18 protein-coding genes are annotated in these 20,387 nt (G+C 46.6%); 14 read left to right on the top strand and 4 right to left on the bottom strand.

Features of this window, described 5'->3' with window-relative positions; all coding sequences use genetic code 11:
- The first annotated feature begins 6 nt into the window (after positions 1-6).
- From mnmG to AB1I50_RS07160, 7 genes are all read left to right on the top strand, one after another.
- Entirely contained in the window at positions 7-1,881 is a 1,875-nt protein-coding gene (mnmG, locus tag AB1I50_RS07190; protein WP_407723360.1) for a tRNA uridine-5-carboxymethylaminomethyl(34) synthesis enzyme MnmG, read from the top strand.
- Positions 1,882-1,883: 2 nt separating this feature from the next.
- Complete coding sequence (rsmG, locus tag AB1I50_RS07185) at positions 1,884-2,597, top strand: 16S rRNA (guanine(527)-N(7))-methyltransferase RsmG (protein WP_407723359.1); 714 nt, start codon at positions 1,884-1,886, stop codon at positions 2,595-2,597.
- 140 nt (positions 2,598-2,737) lie between these two features.
- Entirely contained in the window at positions 2,738-3,571 is an 834-nt protein-coding gene (locus tag AB1I50_RS07180; RefSeq protein WP_407725327.1) for a ParB/RepB/Spo0J family partition protein, read from the top strand.
- A 237-nt stretch (positions 3,572-3,808) separates the two neighbouring features.
- Positions 3,809-4,576: a ParA family protein gene (locus AB1I50_RS07175; RefSeq protein ID WP_407723358.1), complete on the top strand. Its 768-nt coding sequence runs from the start codon at positions 3,809-3,811 to the stop codon at positions 4,574-4,576.
- Complete coding sequence (locus AB1I50_RS07170; RefSeq protein ID WP_407723357.1) at positions 4,576-5,424, top strand: ParB/RepB/Spo0J family partition protein; 849 nt, start codon at positions 4,576-4,578, stop codon at positions 5,422-5,424. The genes AB1I50_RS07175 and AB1I50_RS07170 overlap by 1 nt, the downstream gene beginning before the upstream one ends.
- A 12-nt stretch (positions 5,425-5,436) precedes the next feature.
- Positions 5,437-6,717, top strand: coding sequence for a serine--tRNA ligase (serS, locus tag AB1I50_RS07165; protein WP_407723356.1), 1,281 nt, complete (start codon positions 5,437-5,439; stop codon positions 6,715-6,717).
- 12 nt (positions 6,718-6,729) lie between these two features.
- Positions 6,730-7,173: a hypothetical protein gene (locus tag AB1I50_RS07160; RefSeq protein ID WP_407723355.1), complete on the top strand. Its 444-nt coding sequence runs from the start codon at positions 6,730-6,732 to the stop codon at positions 7,171-7,173.
- 61 nt (positions 7,174-7,234) lie between these two features.
- On the opposite strand, the gene AB1I50_RS07155 is transcribed toward AB1I50_RS07160, so the two are convergent.
- On the bottom strand, positions 7,235-7,756 hold the full coding sequence (locus AB1I50_RS07155) for a GtrA family protein (RefSeq protein ID WP_407723354.1): 522 nt from the start codon (positions 7,754-7,756) through the stop codon (positions 7,235-7,237).
- A complete protein-coding gene (locus AB1I50_RS07150) occupies positions 7,725-8,693 on the bottom strand; it encodes a glycosyltransferase family 2 protein (RefSeq protein ID WP_407723353.1) in 969 nt (322 codons plus the stop codon). The genes AB1I50_RS07155 and AB1I50_RS07150 overlap by 32 nt, the downstream gene beginning before the upstream one ends.
- Positions 8,694-8,901: 208 nt before the next feature.
- Between AB1I50_RS07150 and AB1I50_RS07145 the strand changes: the two genes are divergently transcribed.
- A complete protein-coding gene (locus AB1I50_RS07145; RefSeq protein WP_407723352.1) occupies positions 8,902-11,658 on the top strand; it encodes a YfhO family protein in 2,757 nt (918 codons plus the stop codon).
- A gap of 229 nt (positions 11,659-11,887) precedes the next feature.
- On the opposite strand, the gene AB1I50_RS07140 is transcribed toward AB1I50_RS07145, so the two are convergent.
- Both AB1I50_RS07140 and AB1I50_RS07135 read right to left on the bottom strand, forming a co-directional pair.
- Positions 11,888-12,994, bottom strand: coding sequence for a cation diffusion facilitator family transporter (locus AB1I50_RS07140; RefSeq protein ID WP_407723351.1), 1,107 nt, complete (start codon positions 12,992-12,994; stop codon positions 11,888-11,890).
- A gap of 134 nt (positions 12,995-13,128) precedes the next feature.
- Positions 13,129-13,677, bottom strand: coding sequence for a QueT transporter family protein (locus tag AB1I50_RS07135; RefSeq protein WP_407723350.1), 549 nt, complete (start codon positions 13,675-13,677; stop codon positions 13,129-13,131).
- A 182-nt stretch (positions 13,678-13,859) separates the two neighbouring features.
- On the opposite strand from AB1I50_RS07135, the gene AB1I50_RS07130 reads away from it, so the two are divergent.
- From AB1I50_RS07130 to AB1I50_RS07105, 6 genes are all read left to right on the top strand, one after another.
- Positions 13,860-15,110 (top strand): transglutaminase domain-containing protein, encoded by a 1,251-nt coding sequence (locus AB1I50_RS07130; RefSeq protein WP_407723349.1) that lies wholly within the window; start codon positions 13,860-13,862, stop codon positions 15,108-15,110.
- An 11-nt stretch (positions 15,111-15,121) separates the two neighbouring features.
- Positions 15,122-15,874 carry a dihydroorotate dehydrogenase electron transfer subunit gene (locus AB1I50_RS07125; protein ID WP_407723348.1) on the top strand — a complete coding sequence of 251 codons (753 nt, stop codon included), beginning with the start codon at positions 15,122-15,124 and terminating at the stop codon, positions 15,872-15,874.
- Complete coding sequence (locus AB1I50_RS07120) at positions 15,874-16,785, top strand: dihydroorotate dehydrogenase (protein ID WP_407723347.1); 912 nt, start codon at positions 15,874-15,876, stop codon at positions 16,783-16,785. Before AB1I50_RS07125 ends, AB1I50_RS07120 begins: the two co-directional genes overlap by 1 nt.
- Before the next feature lie 57 nt (positions 16,786-16,842).
- The gene (locus AB1I50_RS07115; RefSeq protein ID WP_407723346.1) at positions 16,843-17,703 is read left to right on the top strand and encodes a helix-turn-helix domain-containing protein; all 861 of its coding nucleotides are present in this window, start codon (positions 16,843-16,845) and stop codon (positions 17,701-17,703) included.
- A gap of 456 nt (positions 17,704-18,159) precedes the next feature.
- Positions 18,160-19,287 (top strand): resuscitation-promoting factor, encoded by a 1,128-nt coding sequence (locus AB1I50_RS07110; protein WP_407723345.1) that lies wholly within the window; start codon positions 18,160-18,162, stop codon positions 19,285-19,287.
- Between the two features lie 149 nt (positions 19,288-19,436).
- Entirely contained in the window at positions 19,437-19,982 is a 546-nt protein-coding gene (locus tag AB1I50_RS07105) for a hypothetical protein (protein ID WP_407723344.1), read from the top strand.
- The last annotated feature ends 405 nt before the right edge of the window (positions 19,983-20,387 follow it).

Raw genomic sequence — 20,387 nt, 5'->3', positions numbered from 1 at the left:
ATTTTTATGAATTATTTTGCAGGTGAATATGACGTTGCCGTAATCGGCGCGGGTCATGCCGGAATTGAGGCGGCGCTTGCCGCGGCAAGGCTCGGATGCAACACCGTTATCTTTACAATTAATATGGACGCTGTGGGCAACTGCCCGTGCAATCCGTCAATCGGCGGCACAGCGAAGGGACACCTTGTCCGTGAGCTCGACGCCCTCGGCGGAGAGATGGGTAAAACCGCCGACGAGTGTTTTTTGCAGTCGCGTATGCTCAACCGCGGCAAAGGTCCTGCGGTTCATTCACTACGCGCGCAGATTGACAGAAGAAAATACTCCGACACCATGAAGCATAAGCTCGAGCTTCAAGAAAATCTTGAGCTCAGGCAGGCGGAGATTACCAATATAAAAAAGACAGACGACGGCTACGAGCTAAAAACTCAAATGCTTGCGATTTTTAAATGCAAGACGGTTGTTATCGCAACCGGCACATACCTCGGTGGCAGGATTTATGTCGGGGAGGTTAGCTATGAGAGCGGCCCCGACGGAATTTTTCCTGCGACTAAGCTCGGAAAGAGCCTTAAGGAGCTCGGACTTCCGCTTAGAAGGTTCAAGACAGGAACTCCTGCCCGTGTGCTCAGACGTTCGATTGATTTTTCAGAGCTAGAGGTGCAAAAGGGCGATGAACCGCCGCAGCCGTTTTCTTATGAGACGGAAAGCCTCGGGGAAAACAAGGTAGATTGCCACATCAGCTGGACTAACGATAAAACCAAGCAGGTTATCCTTGAAAATATCCACCGCTCACCTTTATATGCAGGCATGATTGAGGGAGTAGGACCGCGTTATTGTCCGAGCTTTGAGGACAAAATTATGCGGTTCAAGGATAAGCCCAGACATCAACTGTTTATTGAGCCGTGCGGCGAGAGTACAGAGGAAATGTATCTGCAGGGTATGAGCAGTTCACTGCCCGAGGAGGTTCAGCTAAAGTTTTACCGCACTATCAAAGGACTTGAAAATTGCGTTATTATGCGACCTGCTTATGCAATTGAATACGACTGCGTTGACCCGACCGCGATGAACCCGACTCTTGAATTCAAGAGTTTCGAGGGATTGTTCGGTGCAGGTCAGTTTAACGGCAGTTCCGGTTATGAGGAAGCCGCCGCTCAGGGCTTTGTAGCAGGAGTAAACGCCGCTCACAAGGTTTTGGGCAGAGAGCAGTTTGTTCTGACAAGGGCGAATTCCTATATCGGCACATTAATTGACGACCTCGTAACAAAAGGCGCAAACGAGCCTTACAGAATGATGACCTCGCGAAGCGAGTACCGACTTGTGCTCCGTCAGGATAACGCCGACGAGAGATTAACTCCCACAGGCTATGAGCTCGGATTAATCAGCGAGGAACGCTATCAAAAGTTTCTTAAAAAGCAGCAGATAAAAAAGGACGAGATTAAAAGGCTCGAAAAAACCACGCTTTCTCCGAGCGATGAGTTAAATAAATTGCTTGTTTCACGTGAAACATCGCCTGTCACAACAGGAGTAAGGGAGATTAATTTGCTCCGTCGTCCGCAAATCGGTTATGACGTTATTAAGCAAATCGACCCCGGCTGTCCTGACTTGGACGCGAATATAATAGAGCAGATTGAAATTGAAATTAAATACGAAGGCTACATCCAAAAACAGCTAAAGCAGGTTGAGCAGGTAAAAAAACTCGAGAAAAAACAACTGCCGTCTGACTTTGACTACACAACGCTTGCAGGTCTGCGCCTTGAAGCTCAGGAAAAGCTCAACAAGATAAAGCCGCTCAATATCGGGCAGGCTTCCAGAATTTCGGGAGTATCTCCTGCGGACATTAGCGTGTTGCTAATTTGGATGGCAGCAAATAAAAATCAGGATTAATTATGAATATTAAAAACTTTGTTTTATTAGCCGTTAAGGATTATAAAATTGAATTGTCCGAAGAACAGCTTGATCAGCTTCAAAAATATTTTGAGCTTTTGGTGTCGTGGAATGAGAAGATAAACCTCACCGCAATTACCGAGCCGAACGAGGTTGCAGTAAAGCACTTTGCAGACAGCCTGTCTGTATTCAATTACGTTGACTTTCAGAAAGGTGCAAGCGTAATTGACGTCGGAACGGGAGCAGGCTTTCCGGGCTTGGTGCTCAAAATCGCTCGACCTGACATTAAGCTAACCTTGCTCGATAGCCTTAATAAAAGGCTTAAGTTTCTCGACGAGGTGTTAAACACCCTCGGACTTGAAGCGGAGCTTGTTCATGCAAGGGCAGAGGAAGGCGGTCAGATTATTGATTTAAGAGAATGTTATGACTTCGCCGTATCAAGAGCAGTAGCAAGGCTAAACGTGCTATGCGAATACTGTCTGCCGTACGTCCGCCTTTCAGGTAAGTTTATCGCATTCAAGGGCGGAGAGGCTGACGAGGAAATTAAGTCCGCTTCAAAGGCAATCCAAGCTCTCGGCGGAAAGAAAACAGATGTATTATACTTTGAACTTCCCGAAAACAGCGGCAGCAGAACGCTTGTTGTCATAGAAAAGGTTCAGCCTACACCCGATAAATACCCCAGACAAAACGGTAAAATCAAAGCAAAGCCTTTATAATTTCTTAAAATAATTACTCGACAAAATACAGCTTAATAAGCTAAAACAATCTAAAAATTTAACACAGAATTTGACATAAACCGCACACCCGTTGTGGTATTATAATAGCACAGGGACAACCCCTGATGCTGACAAGGGTGATGCGGTTGAATTTTTTGGTAAAAGGCGAAAATAAAATTTCAGAAATACCAATAATAAAGATTCGGCCAAACAAAGCCCAACCCCGTAAGGTTTTTAATGAGGACGAGCTTTCGGCGCTGTCGCGGTCAATCGCGGAAAACGGAATTCTGCAGCCGCTTACAGTCAGAAAAGCAAGCCAGTCCGAATTTGAACTGATTGCAGGAGAACGCCGCTTACGCGCGGCAATCCTCGCGGGGATGAAGCGTGTTCCGTGCATTATAGTAAAATGCACAGACAAGGAATCTGCCGTATATGCTCTTCTTGAAAATCTCCAGCGGGCTGACCTCGGAATTTTCGAGGAAGCCCGAGGGATTTCAAGGCTGATTAGGCGGTACGGGCTTACACAGGAACAGGCGGCGGACAAGCTCGGAAAAACCCAGTCCACAATTGCAAACAAGCTCAGGTTGTTAAAGCTGAGCGGCGAGGAGCAGGAGTGGATAGAAAACGCAGGGCTTACCGAACGACACGCGAGGGCGCTTTTGAGAATTGACGATGAAGACATAAGGCGTGAGGTTCTCTCAAAGATAATCTCGGACAACCTCAACGTAAGCCAGACCGAAGCGCTTGTCGGCATATACAAACACAATAACCCGAAAACCGAAAAAAATCGGGGCAGAAGCAAAGCGGTGATAAAAGACATAAGGATTTTTCTGAATTCCATCAACAGAGCAATAGATACAATGCGGCTGTCGGGAATAGACGCGCAATCTGTAAAAACAGACTCAGAAAATTTTATCGAATACACAATCCGTATTCCCAAGTCGCAGCTTAATAAAACAGAAAAATCCGCGTAGACACTTAACTAACTTTCCACTTTGGGCGCAAGCCCAATCCACTCATACCCATTTCCTTATCTAACCCCTTGCGAAAAGACGTGCAGAAATGTGCGTCTTTTTGCATTTTAAAATATTAATTGTTTCACGTGAAACACCAACAACATAAAAAATTAAAAAATTCTTTAAATCCTCTTCAAAATCTAACACGTATATGGTATAATCTTAAAAGAATTTATTAGTAAGGATTTGAAATCAGTGGCAAAAATTATCGCTATATCAAACCAAAAGGGCGGAGTGGGCAAGACCACGACCGCCGTTAACCTTGCTGCTTGTCTCGGTGCACTCGGCAAAAAGGTTCTTCTTGTCGACGCCGACCCTCAGGGTAACGCCACAAGCGGCGTTGCTATCGACAAAAGCAAGGTTAAGCTTTCCACCTACAACATCCTTGTAGACGGAACAAAGGCAGAGGAGTGCGTGCTGACAACTCCGTATCAGAATCTTCATATTCTGCCGTCGTCAATTGACCTTGCCGCGGCGGAGCTTGAAATCGCGGAAAAATCACACCGCGAGGCACTTCTTAAAAATTCAATTCTGCCGATAAAGCAGTACTACGACTACATCATTATCGACTGTCCGCCGTCACTTGGACTAATCACGGCGAACGCGCTTACGCTTGCGGACTCGTTTATCGTTCCGATTCAGTGCGAATATTACGCGCTCGAAGGACTGTCACAGCTTATGAGCACGGTTAGGCGCATAAAAAGGCAGTATAATTACTCAATTGAGCTTGAGGGAGTTCTGCTTACAATGTACGACGGCAGGCTCAACCTGACTCAGCAGGTTGTTGAGGAGGTCAAAAAATTCTTCCCGGGCAAGGTGTTCGGCACGGTTATCACCAGGGGAGTAAGGCTTTCCGAGGCGCCGAGCTTCGGTATGCCTGTAATTTACTACGACAAAAACTGCAAGGGCAGCTTGGCGTACACCGAGCTTGCCAAAGAGTTGATTGCAAAGGAGAAACGCTGATGGCAAAAAAACTCGGCGGACTCGGCAAGGGTCTTAACGCCATATTCATAGAAAATGACAACGAGGACAAAAGCGGAGGCGTTACTCTGAATATATCGGAGATTGAACCGAACCGCTCTCAGCCGCGTAAGGAGTTTGACGAAAACGCGCTCAGCGAGCTTGCGCAGAGCATCTCCGAGCACGGACTTTTACAGCCGCTTTTGGTACGTCCTCTGCCGCTCGGCGGATATGAAATTGTAGCAGGCGAGAGAAGATACCGCGCTTGTCGTATGGCAGGGCTGACGGAAATCCCCGTAATTATCCGCGAGCTCGACGAAACCCAGACAATGGAGCTTGCGCTTATCGAAAACCTCCAGCGAGAGGATTTAACGCCGCTCGAAGAAGCCGAGGGTTACAGCGTGCTTGTCGACGAGCATAATATGACTCAGGAGGAGGTCGCGCGTTCGGTCGGTAAATCCCGTCCGGCAATCGCAAACGCGCTCAGACTTCTAAAGCTCCCCGACAGCGTTAAGGAGTATCTAAAGGAAGGCAAAATCTCGGCAGGTCACGCAAGGGCTCTGTTGACGCTCGACAGCGAGGACGATATGCAGGAGCTTGCGGATTTGATAGTAAGCAAGGATTTGTCGGTAAGACAGACCGAAAAGCTCTGCAAAAAAGCTCCGAAAACAAAGAAAGAGCAAAAAGCGGAGAAAAAACCGTCGTTTTACAGCATGGTTGAGCTCGCGCTTAACGAGAGCTTGGGCAGAAAAATAAGCATTACAAAAAACAAGGGCAAGCAGGGAGGTGTACTCCAAATTGAGTTCTATACCGACGAGGAGCTCACCGAGCTTTCCAACAAGTTAAAATAAAGGAGCAGAAAAATGATTGACATTAAATTTTTGAGAGAAAACCCCGACGCGGTAAAGGAAAATATAAAGAAAAAGTTTCAGGACCACAAGCTTGAGCTTGTTGACAAGGTAATTGAGCTCGATAAGCTCAGCCGAGAGGCAAAGCAGAAGGCTGACGACTTGCGTTCAAACCGCAACAAAATTTCTAAGCAAATCGGCGCTTTAATGGCTCAGGGCAAGCGCGAAGAGGGTATGGCGCTTAAAGAGGAGGTAACAAAGAAGGCTCAGCAGCTTCAGGAGCTTGAAGCTCAGGAGAGCGAGCTCAGCGCTCAGGTTACTGACATTATGATGCAGATTCCCCAGATTATCGATCCGTCGGTACCCATCGGCAAGGACGATACCCAGAATGTTGAGATTGAGCGCTTCGGAGAGCCCGTTGTGCCCGACTTTGAAGTTCCTTATCATACAGATATCATGGAAAAGCTCAACGGCATTGACCTTGACTCGGCGCGTAAGGTAGCAGGCAACGGCTTCTATTACCTTATGGGCGACATCGCGAGACTCCACAGCGCGGTTATCGCTTATGCGCGTGACTTTATGATTGACCGCGGCTTTACCTACTGCGTACCGCCGTTTATGATCAGAAGTAACGTCGTTACCGGCGTTATGAGCTTTGCCGAGATGGACTCTATGATGTACAAAATTGAGGGCGAGGATCTTTACCTCATTGGCACAAGTGAGCACTCGATGATTGGTAAGTTTATCGACACAATCAACAAGGAAGAAAACCTGCCATACACACTGACGAGCTATTCGCCTTGCTTTAGAAAAGAAAAGGGCGCTCACGGAATTGAGGAGCGCGGCGTTTACCGTATTCACCAGTTTGAAAAGCAGGAGATGATTGTTGTCTGCAAGCCCGAGGACAGCAAAATGTGGTTCGACAAGCTCTGGCAGAACACCGTAGATTTATTCCGTTCACTTGATATCCCTGTTCGTACACTCGAATGTTGCTCAGGCGACCTTGCGGACTTAAAGGTTCGTTCGCTCGACGTAGAGGCTTGGTCGCCCAGACAGAAAAAATATTTTGAGGTCGGCTCATGCTCCAACCTCGGCGACGCTCAGGCTCGCAGACTTAAAATCAGAGTTTCGGGAGAAGGCGGCAAAAAGTACTTTGCCCACACCCTTAACAACACCGTTGTAGCTCCCCCGAGAATGTTAATCGCGTTTTTGGAGAACAACCTCAACGAGGATGGCACGGTTAATATTCCTGTTGCGCTCAGACCTTATATGGGCGGCAAGGAAATTATCGGATAAGGAGATAATAATATGATTTGCAGAAATTGCGGAGGCGAATACCCCGACTACAAGGACAATTGTCCAAACTGCGGAACAAGAAATCCGAACGTAAGCTACAACTCTCAGTATTCAGCACCCCAAAACAGCGGAAACCGTAACGGCGGACAGTATGGCTATCAGCAGCCTGTCAACACCGTTTATGTAAACGAGCCCGACGTTCACTACGACGAGCACGTGTCAATCGGCGGATGGATTGGAAGATGGCTTGTAATGTGCATCCCGATTGTAAACATCATTATGCTTTTTGTCTGGGCGTTCGGCGGTTCAAGAAAGTACTCGCTGAAAACCTGGGCACGTGCAAGACTTCTGCTGGCGTTGATTGTGATTATAGCTTTGCTTATTACGGTTATCGTATTGGCGGTGTCCGGAGTTAACGTTCAGGAAGTTTTTAAAAACGCAAAATATTATCGCTAATAAACAAAAAATAACACTGTCATTTCAGGCGCATAACCGAAATGACAGTGTTTATTTTTTATTATTTGTTTTCTTCTTTTTTCTCTTTGAAGGCGAAAAATCTTTGTCCGATGTAGTTTACCATTACGAACACAGCCGCGCCGACTGCCCAGCTAAGGTTTCCTGCAAAGGTGTCGACATCCATACCGAACAGCGTCCAGCCTGCGCCCTTGGAGATTGCGCTGACCGCCGTGGCGACCGCAACTCTAATCAGCATACAAAGCAGGATGTTGACGGTAAATCTAACCACGGGTTTCCAGCCCTTTTCCTTGTTTTTGAAGGTAAAGGATTTGTTGAGGAAGAAGCTCACGATGCTTCCCACAACAACGCCGATAAACGCCGCGGCACCGGGTCCCCATGAATACTGCTTCCAGCCGACAGGATTTGTCAATAGAAGTACAACGCCTTCGCCCACGACCGTGTTGATAATTCCGACCAAAATAAACTTCCAGAATTTTATGTCAAAGAATTTTTTAAGAAAGCCGGACACCTTGCCGTTTTTATTTTCCTGATTACTCATAGCTGCCGCTGTCAGCCTCCTCATTATTCTCATCCTCAAAGTTCGAGAACTTTGTTATATAAATCGGTCTTTCTTTTGTTTCCATATAAATTCTGCCGATGTACTCGCCCAAAATTCCAATTGACATTTCGGTAAGTCCGCCGAGGAACAAAATCGCGCACATTGTGGTGACGTAACCGGGTGTGATAACGCCGAGAAACAGCGTTTGAACCAGAGTAATAATGATGTAAATAAGCGAGATAAAGAAGATTATCGCGCCCATCACCGCGATAAAACGCAGGGGAGTGACCGAGAAGCAGGTAATTCCGTCAATCGCGTACCTAAGCAGCGAGGAAAATTTCCACGAGGTTGTGCCGAGCTGTCTGTCGACGGTCTTAAACGAAATCCATTTTGTATTGAAGCCAACCCACGAGAAAATTCCCTTTGAAAATCTCTGAACCTCGCTGAGCTCCAAAATCGAGTTCACCATCTGGCGCGTCATCATACGGTAGTCCATAGCTCCGTAGGGGTTTTTTACGCTTGTCATTTTGTTTGACAGCGTGAAAAAGAGCTTGGAGAAAAATCCTCTGAAAAAGCTTTCGCCTTCACGCTCGTCACGCTTTGTCGCGCAGCAGTCGTAGCCCTGCTCCATAGCCTCAATCATCTGAGGAAATACCGCAGGCGGATGCTGCAAATCGGCGTCCATAACAACCACATAGTCAGCGTCGCAGTGCTGCAAGCCTGCATACATAGCCGCTTCCTTGCCGAAATTACGCGAAAACGAGATATATTTAATGTTTGAAAAACGCGCGGCGAGCTTTTTCATAACAAGATAAGTCTTGTCCTTACTGCCGTCGTTGATAAGTATGTACCTAAAGCTGTAGTCGGGGATAGTGTCGATAACCTTGTTGGTCTCCAAAACAAAATGTTCGAGGCCTTCTTCCTCGTTATAGCAGGGTACAACCAAATCTATGGTTTTCATATTTTTAACTCCTTAAAGGGATAGAATATTGCTATACCAACTTTTATTATAACAAAGATAAGGGTAAAAGTCTATTTCTTTTAAAATTTTTTATAAAGTTTTCACATTTATATTTACCAAAGCAAAAAAACGTGTTAAAATAAAATGGTATAGGCGAATTTGCACATGGCAAATGACCAACAATTTTGCATTTCGGAGGTATATTTTAATGACCGACGCGACAACAATAAAGCAAAAAAGGAGCTTCGGCGAGTGGTTCAAGGATTTTGCAACGCGCAATATCTTCCTGTGGCTCGCATTCCTAATTCCTTTTTTGCTGATGGTTATAGCATACGGAGTGATGGACGTTTCTCCGTTCGGCGACAAACAAATTCTCGTTACCGACAACTGGCACCAGTATTTTCCGTTTCTTGCGGATTTACAACACAAGCTTCAAAACGGCGAGTCGCTGTTCTGGACATGGTCGGTCGGCGGAGGCGTAAACTATTTTTCGCTGATGTCGTACTACCTTGCAAGCCCGGTAAACTTCCTGACGATGTTTATCCCTGCCGGCGTGCTCAGAGAATTCTTGATGTTCTCGGTATGCTTAAAAATTGGTCTTGCAGGCTCATTCACGGCGCTGTTTTTGAGGAGCGTGTATAAGCGCAACGACCTGTCGCTTGTTATGTTCGGAACGAGCTTTTCGTTCTGCGCGTTTTTAATCGGCTACTACTGGAACACAATCTGGCTCGACACGGTTTGTATTTTTCCGCTCTGCGCGCTCGGAATTGTAAAGCTTCTGACCGAAAACAAATTCAGGCTTTTCACAATCACGCTTGCGCTCTGTATGCTGACAAACTACTACATCGGATTTTTCGTATGTATTTTTGTCCTTTTAATTTTCATCGCGTACAGCATTGTTCACTGGCACAGCTTTAAGAATTTCGCGGTTAACCTGATTAAAACAGGCGCGTTTTCGCTCCTCGCAATCGGAATAACGCTGTTCTTCCTTTTGCCTGCCTTCCTTGCTCTGCAAAACACCCACGCTTCGGGTAGCAACTTCCCCTCGACCTTTGCGATTAATATGGGCGGCAGCAACGACCTTTTCGGCGTGCTCAAGGCGCTCAAGAGCATTACGGGCAATATCGCGAATTTCACCAGCCCTGCGATTAAGGCTGCCGACGCTATTCCGAATATCTCCTGCGGAGCAGTTACAGTGTTCTTCGGTTTCCTGTACCTGACCTGCTCAAAGGTAAAGACAAAAGAAAAAATCGTGGCGATGTGCCTGATTCTCTTTATGTTCTTAAGCTGCATTATCCGTCAGCTCGACTACATCTGGCACGGCTTCCACTTTACAAATATGATTCCTTACCGCTTCACCTTCCTTATCAGCTTTGTGATGATAGCTATGGCGTTTAAGGCGTATAAATACCTCAGTTTGACCAACGTAATCTCCGCGATTATCGCAACGCTACTCAGCGTGTTTGTCCTCGTGATGGAGATTGACGATCCCGGAATTGAAAAGATGTTCACAACCGAACGTCTTAACTGGGTAACCCCGACGCTCATCGCGTTCGGAAGCATAATCGCGTTCACCGCGCTTGTGGTAATTCTGTACTCAAAGAGAATTATCCCAAAGAACGTAGTGACTATCGCTCTCACAATCGTTGTAATCGCTCAGAGCGCGGCGACGGGTATTTGCGGCGTTATCGTAACGACCGTTACGGGAACATATGACTATCCGCGCGGCGGAGAAAAAACCGCGTATCTCCTTGACTATATGAACAATCAGGAGGCGAACACTCCCGAGCTTTGGCGTTCCGAGATGACCTCAACCCAGACGCTCAACGACGGAGCGCTGAACCATTACAACGGACTTTCGATGTTCAACTCAATGGCGAACGAGAAGATTACCATTTTCTATGAGAATATGGGTATGATGGGCTGGAAGAGCGGCAACCGCTACACCTATGCCGAAGCTTCTCCGTTTGTAAATATGTTTATGAACCTCAAATACCTTGTCGCGCGTGACGGAAAAATCCATAACACCTACGATATGGCGGAGGTTTGCACCAAGGATAATGAAAAGCTTTTCCAGAATACTCACTATATCCCGATGGGCTTTGTGACAGACAAAAACCTGCTCAACTGGAAGGCTGACGAAAACGAAGGCAATTATAACCCGATTGAAAAGCAAAACGAGTTCTTCCGCAACGCTACCGGAATAGAGGATGAGCTCAACACCAGACTCGAGGTTGTTTCTCAGGGACATTCTGATTCAAGCAAGTTCACGGTAAACAAAACCGACTACGGCGTTTACTCGTTTAACTGCTCGGATTCGAGCCTTAAACCGCACGTTAAGTGGAACTACACCGCGCCCAAGGACGGTCTGTATGTTATGTACGCCGACATCAAGGACGGCGAGGATGTAACGGTTCTCCAAAATGATAAGGAGCAGCCCGGAAAATACGGTATGGCACGTCCGTATGTTTCGCCAATCGGTTACTTTAAGAAGGGCGACAAAATTTCCGTTTATGCCGAGTTAAAGGCTGGCAGCAGCGGAAAGGCGAGAGTTTATGTCGACTTGTTCAACGAGGATGTTTTCGAGCAGGGCTTTACAAAGCTTACTCAAAACGTTATGAATACAACCAAGCTGACCGCAAGCTCAATGGAGGGAACAATCGACGTTAAGCAGGACGGTTTATTCTACACCTCAATTCCGTACGAAAAGGGCTGGACAGCCGTTGTCGACGGACAAAAGGTTGATGTTAGCGCGGTGGGCGACGCAATGCTCGCGTTCCCAATTTCGCAGGGCGAACACACGATTAAGCTGTACTACTATCCCAACGGCTTCTGGCCGGGATTTGCGGTTACAATGGCTTGTATACTGATATTCGCGGCGCTGTGCTTCCTGATATATGTTAAGAAAAAGAAGCCGATTCCCGAACCCGCAAAGCTCGATATCCCCGAGCCCGACGAAGAATAAAAAATTAAGCCTGTTCCGTTTTTGCGGAACAGGCTTTTTTTGTGGATTGGATGCAACGTTATGTTGCCTTATACCAATCTTCATTAAAAAGTAGACTTTCTGCTTTTTAATAGCGCCGTAGGCGCGTCAAGATTGTATAAGACGGCAATTGCGCTTTTGCGCAATTGGAAAACGCGCCAAGCGTATTCTCTCTGATAGAAAGTTGTCTACTTTCTATCAGAGAATAGTATTAGTCGCTGAAATCTGTGTCGAGCGTAGCGCGTAATTTATAATCGGGATATTTGTTTTGAACCTCGCTGACAATCTGCTGATAAAGCGCGTTTCTGTCGGGAGCGGCAAAGTCTATAACAAGGTCAAAGCGAATTTCCTTTTCGTCCTCGTTAAACGAAAAGCCGTGAAGCTGTAAAACGTACTGATACTTCATTACCGTCTTGCGGATATCCGTTAAAATCTCCTCAGCCTTGCCGCCGTCGGTGCACGCCGAGTAAATTCCGATTCCTGCCAAAATAACCTTGTGGTCGCAGTAAACCGCGTCGGCAATATCTCTTTCAAGCCGGTCGAGCTGATTCATTGTGTAGGTGTCGGGCAATTCAATGTGAACCGAGCCGATGTACGAATCCGGACCGTAGTTGTGCAAAATCAAATCGTAAACGCCGCGAACATCCTCAAACTTAAGGATAGTCTCCTTGATTCCGTTTGTAAGCTCGCTGTCAACGCGTTCACCGACGATTGACGAAACGCCCTCACGGAGCATATCAATACCCGATTTAATGATGATTAGCGAGATAACCGCACCGAGCCACGCTTCAAGGCTGATTCCCCAAATCAGGTAAATTCCTGCGGCAACAAGGGTAGAGGCCGAGATTACCGAGTCGAGCAGCGCATCCTTTCCCGAGGCAACCAGCGAGTCGCTTTTTACCTTAACTCCGGTACGGCGCACGTAGGTACCGAGCACGATTTTTACAAGTACGGCGACCGCGACGATTATCAGCGCTACGGGGGTGTAGTCGGGAGCTTCGGGAGTGATGATTTTTTTGATTGACTCAACCAGCGCCGAAATACCTGCGTAAAGAACGATAACCGAAATCGTCACCGCGCTGAGGTATTCAATCCTTCCGTGACCGAACGGATGCTTTTTGTCGGGACGTCTGCCGGCAAGCTTAGTGCCGATAATCGTGATTACCGACGACAGCGCGTCGCTCAGGTTGTTAACCGCGTCGAGCGAGATTGCTATGGAGTTTGTGAAAAATCCCACAACCGCCTTGAACGCCGCCAAAAACACGTTTGCGAGTATTCCGATAATACTTGTTCTGATAATAATTTTGTTTCTGTTCATACAATCACCCGATTAAATTTACTGATAACATTATATCACCGCAAGCCGTAATTGTCTATGTATAAAAAGTGTTATATATAAAAACGGAACCTCCGTATTAACAGGAGATTCCGTTTAGATTTAACTATTGATTATCACTTGCCCTTTGGCGCGAACAGCTTTTTATCAAGGCCGTTAAGCTCGATAACCCTTGACAGCGGAAGTCCGAGTACAAAGAGTACTGCGAGCTCACCGAGAGCGACCAAACCGCCCTGAACAAGAAAGTCGGCAAAGTTAAAGCCCTGACCGTTGTTCATAACCACAATGTCAATTTCCGCGCCGATAATAATTCCGTTGAACAGCGCGGGCATAAGCGCTGCCAAAACCGGAAGCTTGAAAAGGCGGACGTTCCTGAGCAAATACATCGAGATTGCCGCAAGCAGCGTAGCGATTGATCCGAGAATCATATCGAGCGGACCGAGCTGAGCAACCGAGCTGATGTTTGCAATGACGCAGCCGATTGTAAGTCCGGGAATAGCCGCCGGGGTGTACAGCGCCAGAATTGTGAGAACCTCGGAAATTCTGAACTGAACCGCCATAGACGCCGAGCCGGGCAGCAGCACGTTTTGCAGAATTGTCATCGTCGCGTAAAGCGCGGCAATTACTGCGCCCTGAACAATGTAGAGCGTGGTTTTGTTTTTCATATTTAGTTCCTCCGTAGTATTTTTTTATGGTCTGGATTTTGCGAACAGACCGCTTGCCGTTTAGACAGCCTATATACTATAACATAAAAAAATTTAAAATGCAATTGACGTAAAGAGAAAAATAAAGTACAATTATATTGAATATGTATAGATATTGGATAGTTTTTTAACAAGGTGATTGTGTGAGACCTTTTAAATATATAAAAATCGCGGCGATAATCACTGCCGCGGCGGTTTTTGCTTCTGCGTTTTCGGGCTGTTCGCTGATGAAATTCTTCAACAGATACAACCCATCAAACGCCCCCACTGTCGCCCCTAAAAGCAGCAGCGGTTCGGCGGTTGCTCTCGGCGACAGAAAGCAGACAAACAGCGGCTACGGCTACAGCAGCCTCGGCACTGACGAGCTGCGCTCACTGTACGACACGATAGGGGAGTATATGAACAAATCCTACGAGGAGGAGTTCAACACAAACGCGAGCCTTTCGGATTTCGATTTTGCGCTCGGCGCGTACGAGGCGGATCATCCCGAGGAGTTTTGGCTCGATTTGAATTCGCGTTACAGCTACATAGATTACGGCTTCAGCTTTAGCTTCAAGCTCAACTTTGAGTTTGAGGGCGACAAGCTCAGCGCGGCTAAGGAGTCTTTTGAACAAAAACTCAGCGAGATTACCGGCTCTGCTCCGCAGGAAGCCTCCGACTATCAAATTGAAATTTTCGCAAACAATTATTTAATAGATAACTGCTCTTACGACAACGACAATTCAATGCGCCACAATGCCTACGGAGCGCTTATAGACGGCAAGGCTGTCTGCGACGGCTATTCAAAGGCTTTTCAGGTAATCTGCAACAGCCTCGGCGTGGAGTGTGTGGGTATTAACGGCTACTGCCCGGAGTTTAACCGTGAAAACGGCGAGAGCTCCGACACCGGACATATGTGGAACTGCGTTAAAATCGACGGCGACTGGTATCATATCGACGTAACCTGGAACGACGGCGACGCGCATATTCAGCGCTATCTTTACTTTAATATGACCACAGAAAAAATTAAGGAAAACCATGTAATCAGTCCGCTTTTTGCCGACAAAAAGGAGTCCGACGAGTTGTTCAACGTTTTTGTGCCCGAGTGCACGAGCGATAAATACAACTATATGAAGCGCGAGTTCGTCACGCTGTATAACCTTGACGAGGACAGCGAGCTGTTGGCGGAGTTTTTGGCGGCGGTTCAGAGCGGAGACCGTTATTTTGATTTTCTGGTCTCGGAGGATTTGGATTATCAGCAAACCACTCAGTCAATTTCCGATTATTACGGTTATAAATGGATAGAGGCGGTTAACGGATACAACAGCGGCGGAGCGCAGATTGACAGCGAAACGCAGTTTTATACCTATCAAAACATCAACGCAGTCACTTTTGACATACAATATATTAATTAAGGAATGGTAGAATGAAGTACGATGTAAGACAGCTTACGCTTATTTCAAATGACAAAATTGCCGACGGAATTTACGATATGCGCCTTGAGTACGCTCAGGACGATTTACCCGTATCCTGCGGCCAGTTCGCGCACGTTTATGTGCCCGGAAAATCCCTGCGCAGACCTATTTCGGTATGCGATTGCTCAGACGGCGTGCTCAGGCTTGTCTATCAGGTCAAGGGCGAAGGCACAAAAATTATGTCGGCTATGAAGCCCGGCGAGAAGGTTGATGTGCTCGTACCGCTCGGCAACGGCTTTGATATTCAAAAAGGCAAAAAGTATTGCCTTATCGGCGGAGGAATCGGTGTTCCGCCGATGCTCTACACTGCCAAGCAGTGCGACAGCCCCGTTGCGATAACAGGCTTCCGCGACGAATCGCTTGTGATTTTGCAGGACGATTTTAAGTCCGCGGGAGCCGAGACGGTGCTCGTTACCGACAACGGAAGCGCCGGAGCAAAGGGCTTTGTCACCGATATATTAAAGGAAAGAATAAACGAAATTGACGAGGTCTGCGCCTGCGGCCCTACGCCTATGCTAAAGGCGGTTGCCGAGGTGTGCAGAGAATACGGCAAGCCGTGCCAAATCTCGCTCGAAGAGAGAATGGCGTGCGGAATAGGCGCGTGCCTTGTCTGCGCTGTTAAGGTCAGAAAAAACGGCGAGGAAATCATGCAGCACGTCTGCAAAAACGGCCCTGTATTTAACGCTGAGGAGGTTGTATTTTAATGGCAGATTTATCCGTAAATGTAGCCGGTGTAAAGTTTAACAACCCTCTGATTGCAGCTTCCGGAACCTTCGGCTTCGGCAGAGAATACGGCGAGTTTTATCCACTCGAAAAATTAGGCGGAATTTCCTGCAAGGGCATTACCCTAAAGCGCCGCGACGGCAATCCGCCTCCGCGCATAGCCGAAACTCCCTCGGGAATTCTCAACGCCGTAGGACTTCAAAACCCCGGAGTTGACGCATTTATAAACGACGACCTTCCGTGGCTCAAACAACAGAACACGGTTGTTATAGCGAACATCGCAGGCAACACGGTCGAGGAATACTGCCAAATGGCGGAGAAGCTCTCGGATACCGACGTTGATATGATTGAGCTGAATATCTCCTGCCCCAACGTAAAGTCCGGCGGAGTTCAGTTCGGCACAAGCTGCGAATCTGTAGAAAACATTACAAGCGAAGTCAGAAAGCACTGCACAAAGCCGCTTGTTGTAAAGCTCAGCCCCAATGTTACGGACATCGCCTCAATCGCTCAGTCGGCAGAGGCAGGCGGAGCAGACGCGGTTTCGATGATTAACACCCTCACGGGTATGAAAATCGACATTAACTCGCGCCGTCCGATTATCCGAAACAACACAGGCGGACTGAGCGGAGCGGCGGTTTTCCCCGTGGCTGTCAGAATGGTATGGCAGGTTTCAAACGCAATTAAAATTCCGATTATCGGAATGGGCGGAATCACAACATGGGAGGACGCTGTTGAAATGCTGATTGCAGGCGCTTCCGCTCTGCAAATCGGAACAGTGCTGTTTTCGGATCCATATGCACCGATAAAAATTAACGAGGGAATTAACAAATTCCTCGACGACAACGGAATCAAGAGCGTTACGGAGCTCACAGGAACCGTAAAACCCTGGTAAATCCGTAATACCCGCAACGCAAATACCCTGTTTCCACGCAAAGAAAGGCAAATACCCATGGACTATAAATATGACATCATCAGCTTTGACAACAAAATACCCGCAACCTTAAAAGTTGAAAATATCGACTCAAAAACACGCAAAACCGAGCTTTTATGGCACAGAGAACCTGAGCTTGTGTACGTAATGTCAGGCAAGGCGGAGTGCGTTATTAACGGAGAGGAGCAAACGCTCGACAAGGGAGAGTTTGTTCTGCTCAACAGCGAGGATGTCCACCTAGCCCGACCGCTCGAAGATTCAAGCTGTTCTCTGCTTTTTGTGATATTCTCGCTCGAGTATATCAAGCAGTTCAAAAACGCCGTCGACGGATTGCTGTTCGACATTGACTCAGTCAGCGGAATAAGAGAGAGCGTCGGAAACCTTCTCGGCAAAATTTCCGACTCCTACGGCAACAACAGCGCGTACGTCTCGATGCTCCAAATCGCGTATGTAAACCAAATTTACTACCTTCTGCTCGAGCACTGCGTCTGCTATAGACGTCTGCCGAATTCCTCGGAAATTCCCAAAAGGGATTTTTCATACGCCAAAACCGCGATTTCCTATATTAATGAAAACTACAGCCGCGAAATTACGCTTGATGAGATTTCTTCAATTGTGAACCTTTCGCCGTCGTATTTTTCAAAATACTTTAAGAAGGTTACTCAAACCAGCTTTTCGGAATATCTCGCAAATCTTCGTCTTGAAAAAGCCATCAGGGATATGCTCGACAACAACACCTCGGTATCTGCCGCGGCGCTCAAAAACGGCTTTGCCAACGTAAAGTCATTCATAACCCAGTGCAAAAAGGTCTACAACTGCACTCCGGCGCAGTACAAAAAGAGAATTACCGAGAAAAACGTAAAGGTAAAAACCCACTAACCGTGATTTATATACATATATAACGCTTTCTCAGCGGCAGCTTTCGGGCTGCCGCTTTTCCTTTGTTATGCCGATTGTGTAATAATTGCCGTAAATACCACGTATAAATATTACAAGCTTGTAACCAAACGGTTACAAACGGTGGTTTTTTAAATTCTTGCAAATTGACCATAAAAATGCAGGATAATTTTAAAATGAAGCTTCAAAAATAATTCTAAAAAGAAAATATAGTTAATTTTGTTGTAAGAGTTGCACAAAAACCAAACTTGTTTTTAGGTTGACATTACCAAAGACCGAGGCTATAATGTCGAACAACGCGAACAGGTTTTGCGGAACAATCCTTCAAAACCGTCTGCGAAAAGGTATTTATGAAAAGATTTTTGTTACAACAAGGCATAAGGCGAAGCTGCTCACCTAAGCGGTGCGGTATTGCCTTAACAAAAAGGAGTAGTAATTATGACTGACAATGGTTTGAATTTCAATCATATAAAGTCAGCGGGCGCACTCTTGCTCGCGGCATTGATTGTACTCGGCTCGGTTCTCACAGTTGCGGCTGCGGCTGCAGTTCCTGCCGAAAAGGCAGAGATCGAGAACAACGTCGCAAACAGCATGGTTTATAACAACCTCACCGACGACGGCACATTCCACGTGCTCTCAGCGCACGAGGTAAGCGTAAAAAACAACGGAGTTATCAAAAAGATTGTCGTTTCGGGCGGCACGGTTGCCGACGCGTTAAATCAGGCAGGCGTTAAACTCGGAGAAAACCAGATTTCCGTTCCCTCGGCTTCAACCGAGATTAAATCCGATACAGACATCGTTATCTTAAACGCCAAGAAGGTTTCGCTCACAGCCGACGGCAAAACTCAAAATGTTCTGCTTCCTTACGGCAAGGTGGGCGAGAGTATCATCCTTGCCGGTATCAGACTTTCGCAGGACGATATTCTCAGCGTTGACTGCAACACCAAGGTTGACGACATCAGCGAGCTTTCAATCAAGCGCGTTATCTATAAGAACGTAAGCGTTACCGAGGCAGTTCCCTTTGAAAGTAAAAAGGAGAACTCGGACGAAATCGACCTCGGTGACTCAAAGCTCAAGACCAAGGGCGTTGACGGCGAAAAGCTTGTAACCAAAAGAGTTAAATATATCGACGGCGAAAAGGACGATGAAAAGGTTATCTCCGAAAAGATTACCAAAAAGCCCGTTGACGAGGTAACTCTCGTCGGAACAAAGGGCGCGGCTTCGGCAGGCGGCGCAGGAACCTTCACCGATGAAAACGGCGTTAAGGTTTCTTACAGCTATAAGCTGACCGGCTCGGGAACAGCATATACAGCTCCTGCAGGCGCACTTACCGCTTCGGGACACGAGGTTTACGAGGGCGGCGTTGCGGTTAACCCCGCGCTGATTCCCTACGGTTCAAAGCTCTACATCGAGACAACCGACGGCATCTTTTCCTACGGCTATGCTACAGCGATTGACACAGGCGGAGCGCTTATGGACGGTTCGGCAATCGTTGACCTGTTCTATTTCTCGCTCGACGACTGCTACAGCTTCGGCAGACGCGACGTAAATGTATATGTATTGTAATTGCCGCAAACACGGCGCTTACATAAATAAGTAATTTTGAATTGTGTGTTTTTTAGAAAATGATTGATTTATTCAAAATTATGATGTATAATGGGTGATGTCAATTTGGCGTCACCCATTATATTTCTTCGGAAAGGAACGTATATATTATGAAAAGGATTTTTGCCGCGCTTCTCTGCGCAGGTTTAATTATGGTATTCGCGTCAGGCTGTTTCGGCGGTCAGCAGACCAATCAGGCGGACGTTGCCACAGGCGACGAGGCGAGAAGCCTTGAAGCAGCAGATTATAATAACGACTTCGAGGGACTTTGCAATTACTTTGCAGCTCACGGATACATCAATCCCAAGGACGAGACAAAAGCTACCGAGATGGACTTGTCACTTGTCGGCGCAAAGGCAGGCAAGAAGTTCACGGCGGTTAGAATTGATGATAAGGATGTCAAGAACATCACAATCGAGCTCTATGAGTTTAATACCGGAGAGAACAAATCAACGGCGGATGAGATTATCGCTTCTGTAAAGAGCAACGGCACATTCTCAATTTTGAATTTGCCCGAGGTAAAAGCGTATCTGTCAGACAACGGAAAGTTTATGATGATTTATACCGATAAAGGACTTGACGAGAAGAAAACCGATTCCGATAACTACAAGTGGCGCGAAGAGGTGCTCGAAAAGTTCAAGGCTTTTCATAAATAATTCGACAGCTGTCACGCCCTCCGTTTGGAGGGCTTTTTTTGTTTAATCAAAAAGCCGCAAACTGTTAAAATCATTGATTTGTACATTATTGCGGTGAACGGTGAAATTTTTCATACTATATATTGTGGTGAAAAATGAGCTTTTCCTAAATCGACCACAAATTAAAAGAAATTCCAAATTTATTTAAAATATTTCAAAAAAACACTTGACTTTTCGGACTTAACGTACTATAATAGCATATGTTCGGTCAACGAAATCGGCTGATTTGAATGTTAAATATAAACAATCAAGAGTCGCTTTAGTTGTGTAAAGTGAACAAAGAACCTTGAAAATTGAACAATAAGGAAAACAAGAAACCCGTAATGACTTTGAGTGATTATACTCAAGAAATTACAGTGAGATGTA

This window comes from Ruminococcus sp. NATIVEDY161 (assembly GCF_045819895.1).
Classification (GTDB): Bacteria; Bacillota; Clostridia; order Oscillospirales; family Acutalibacteraceae; genus Ruminococcoides.
The sequence above is the reverse complement of the archived record's forward strand: the minus strand, read 5'-3'. Positions and strand labels throughout refer to the sequence as shown.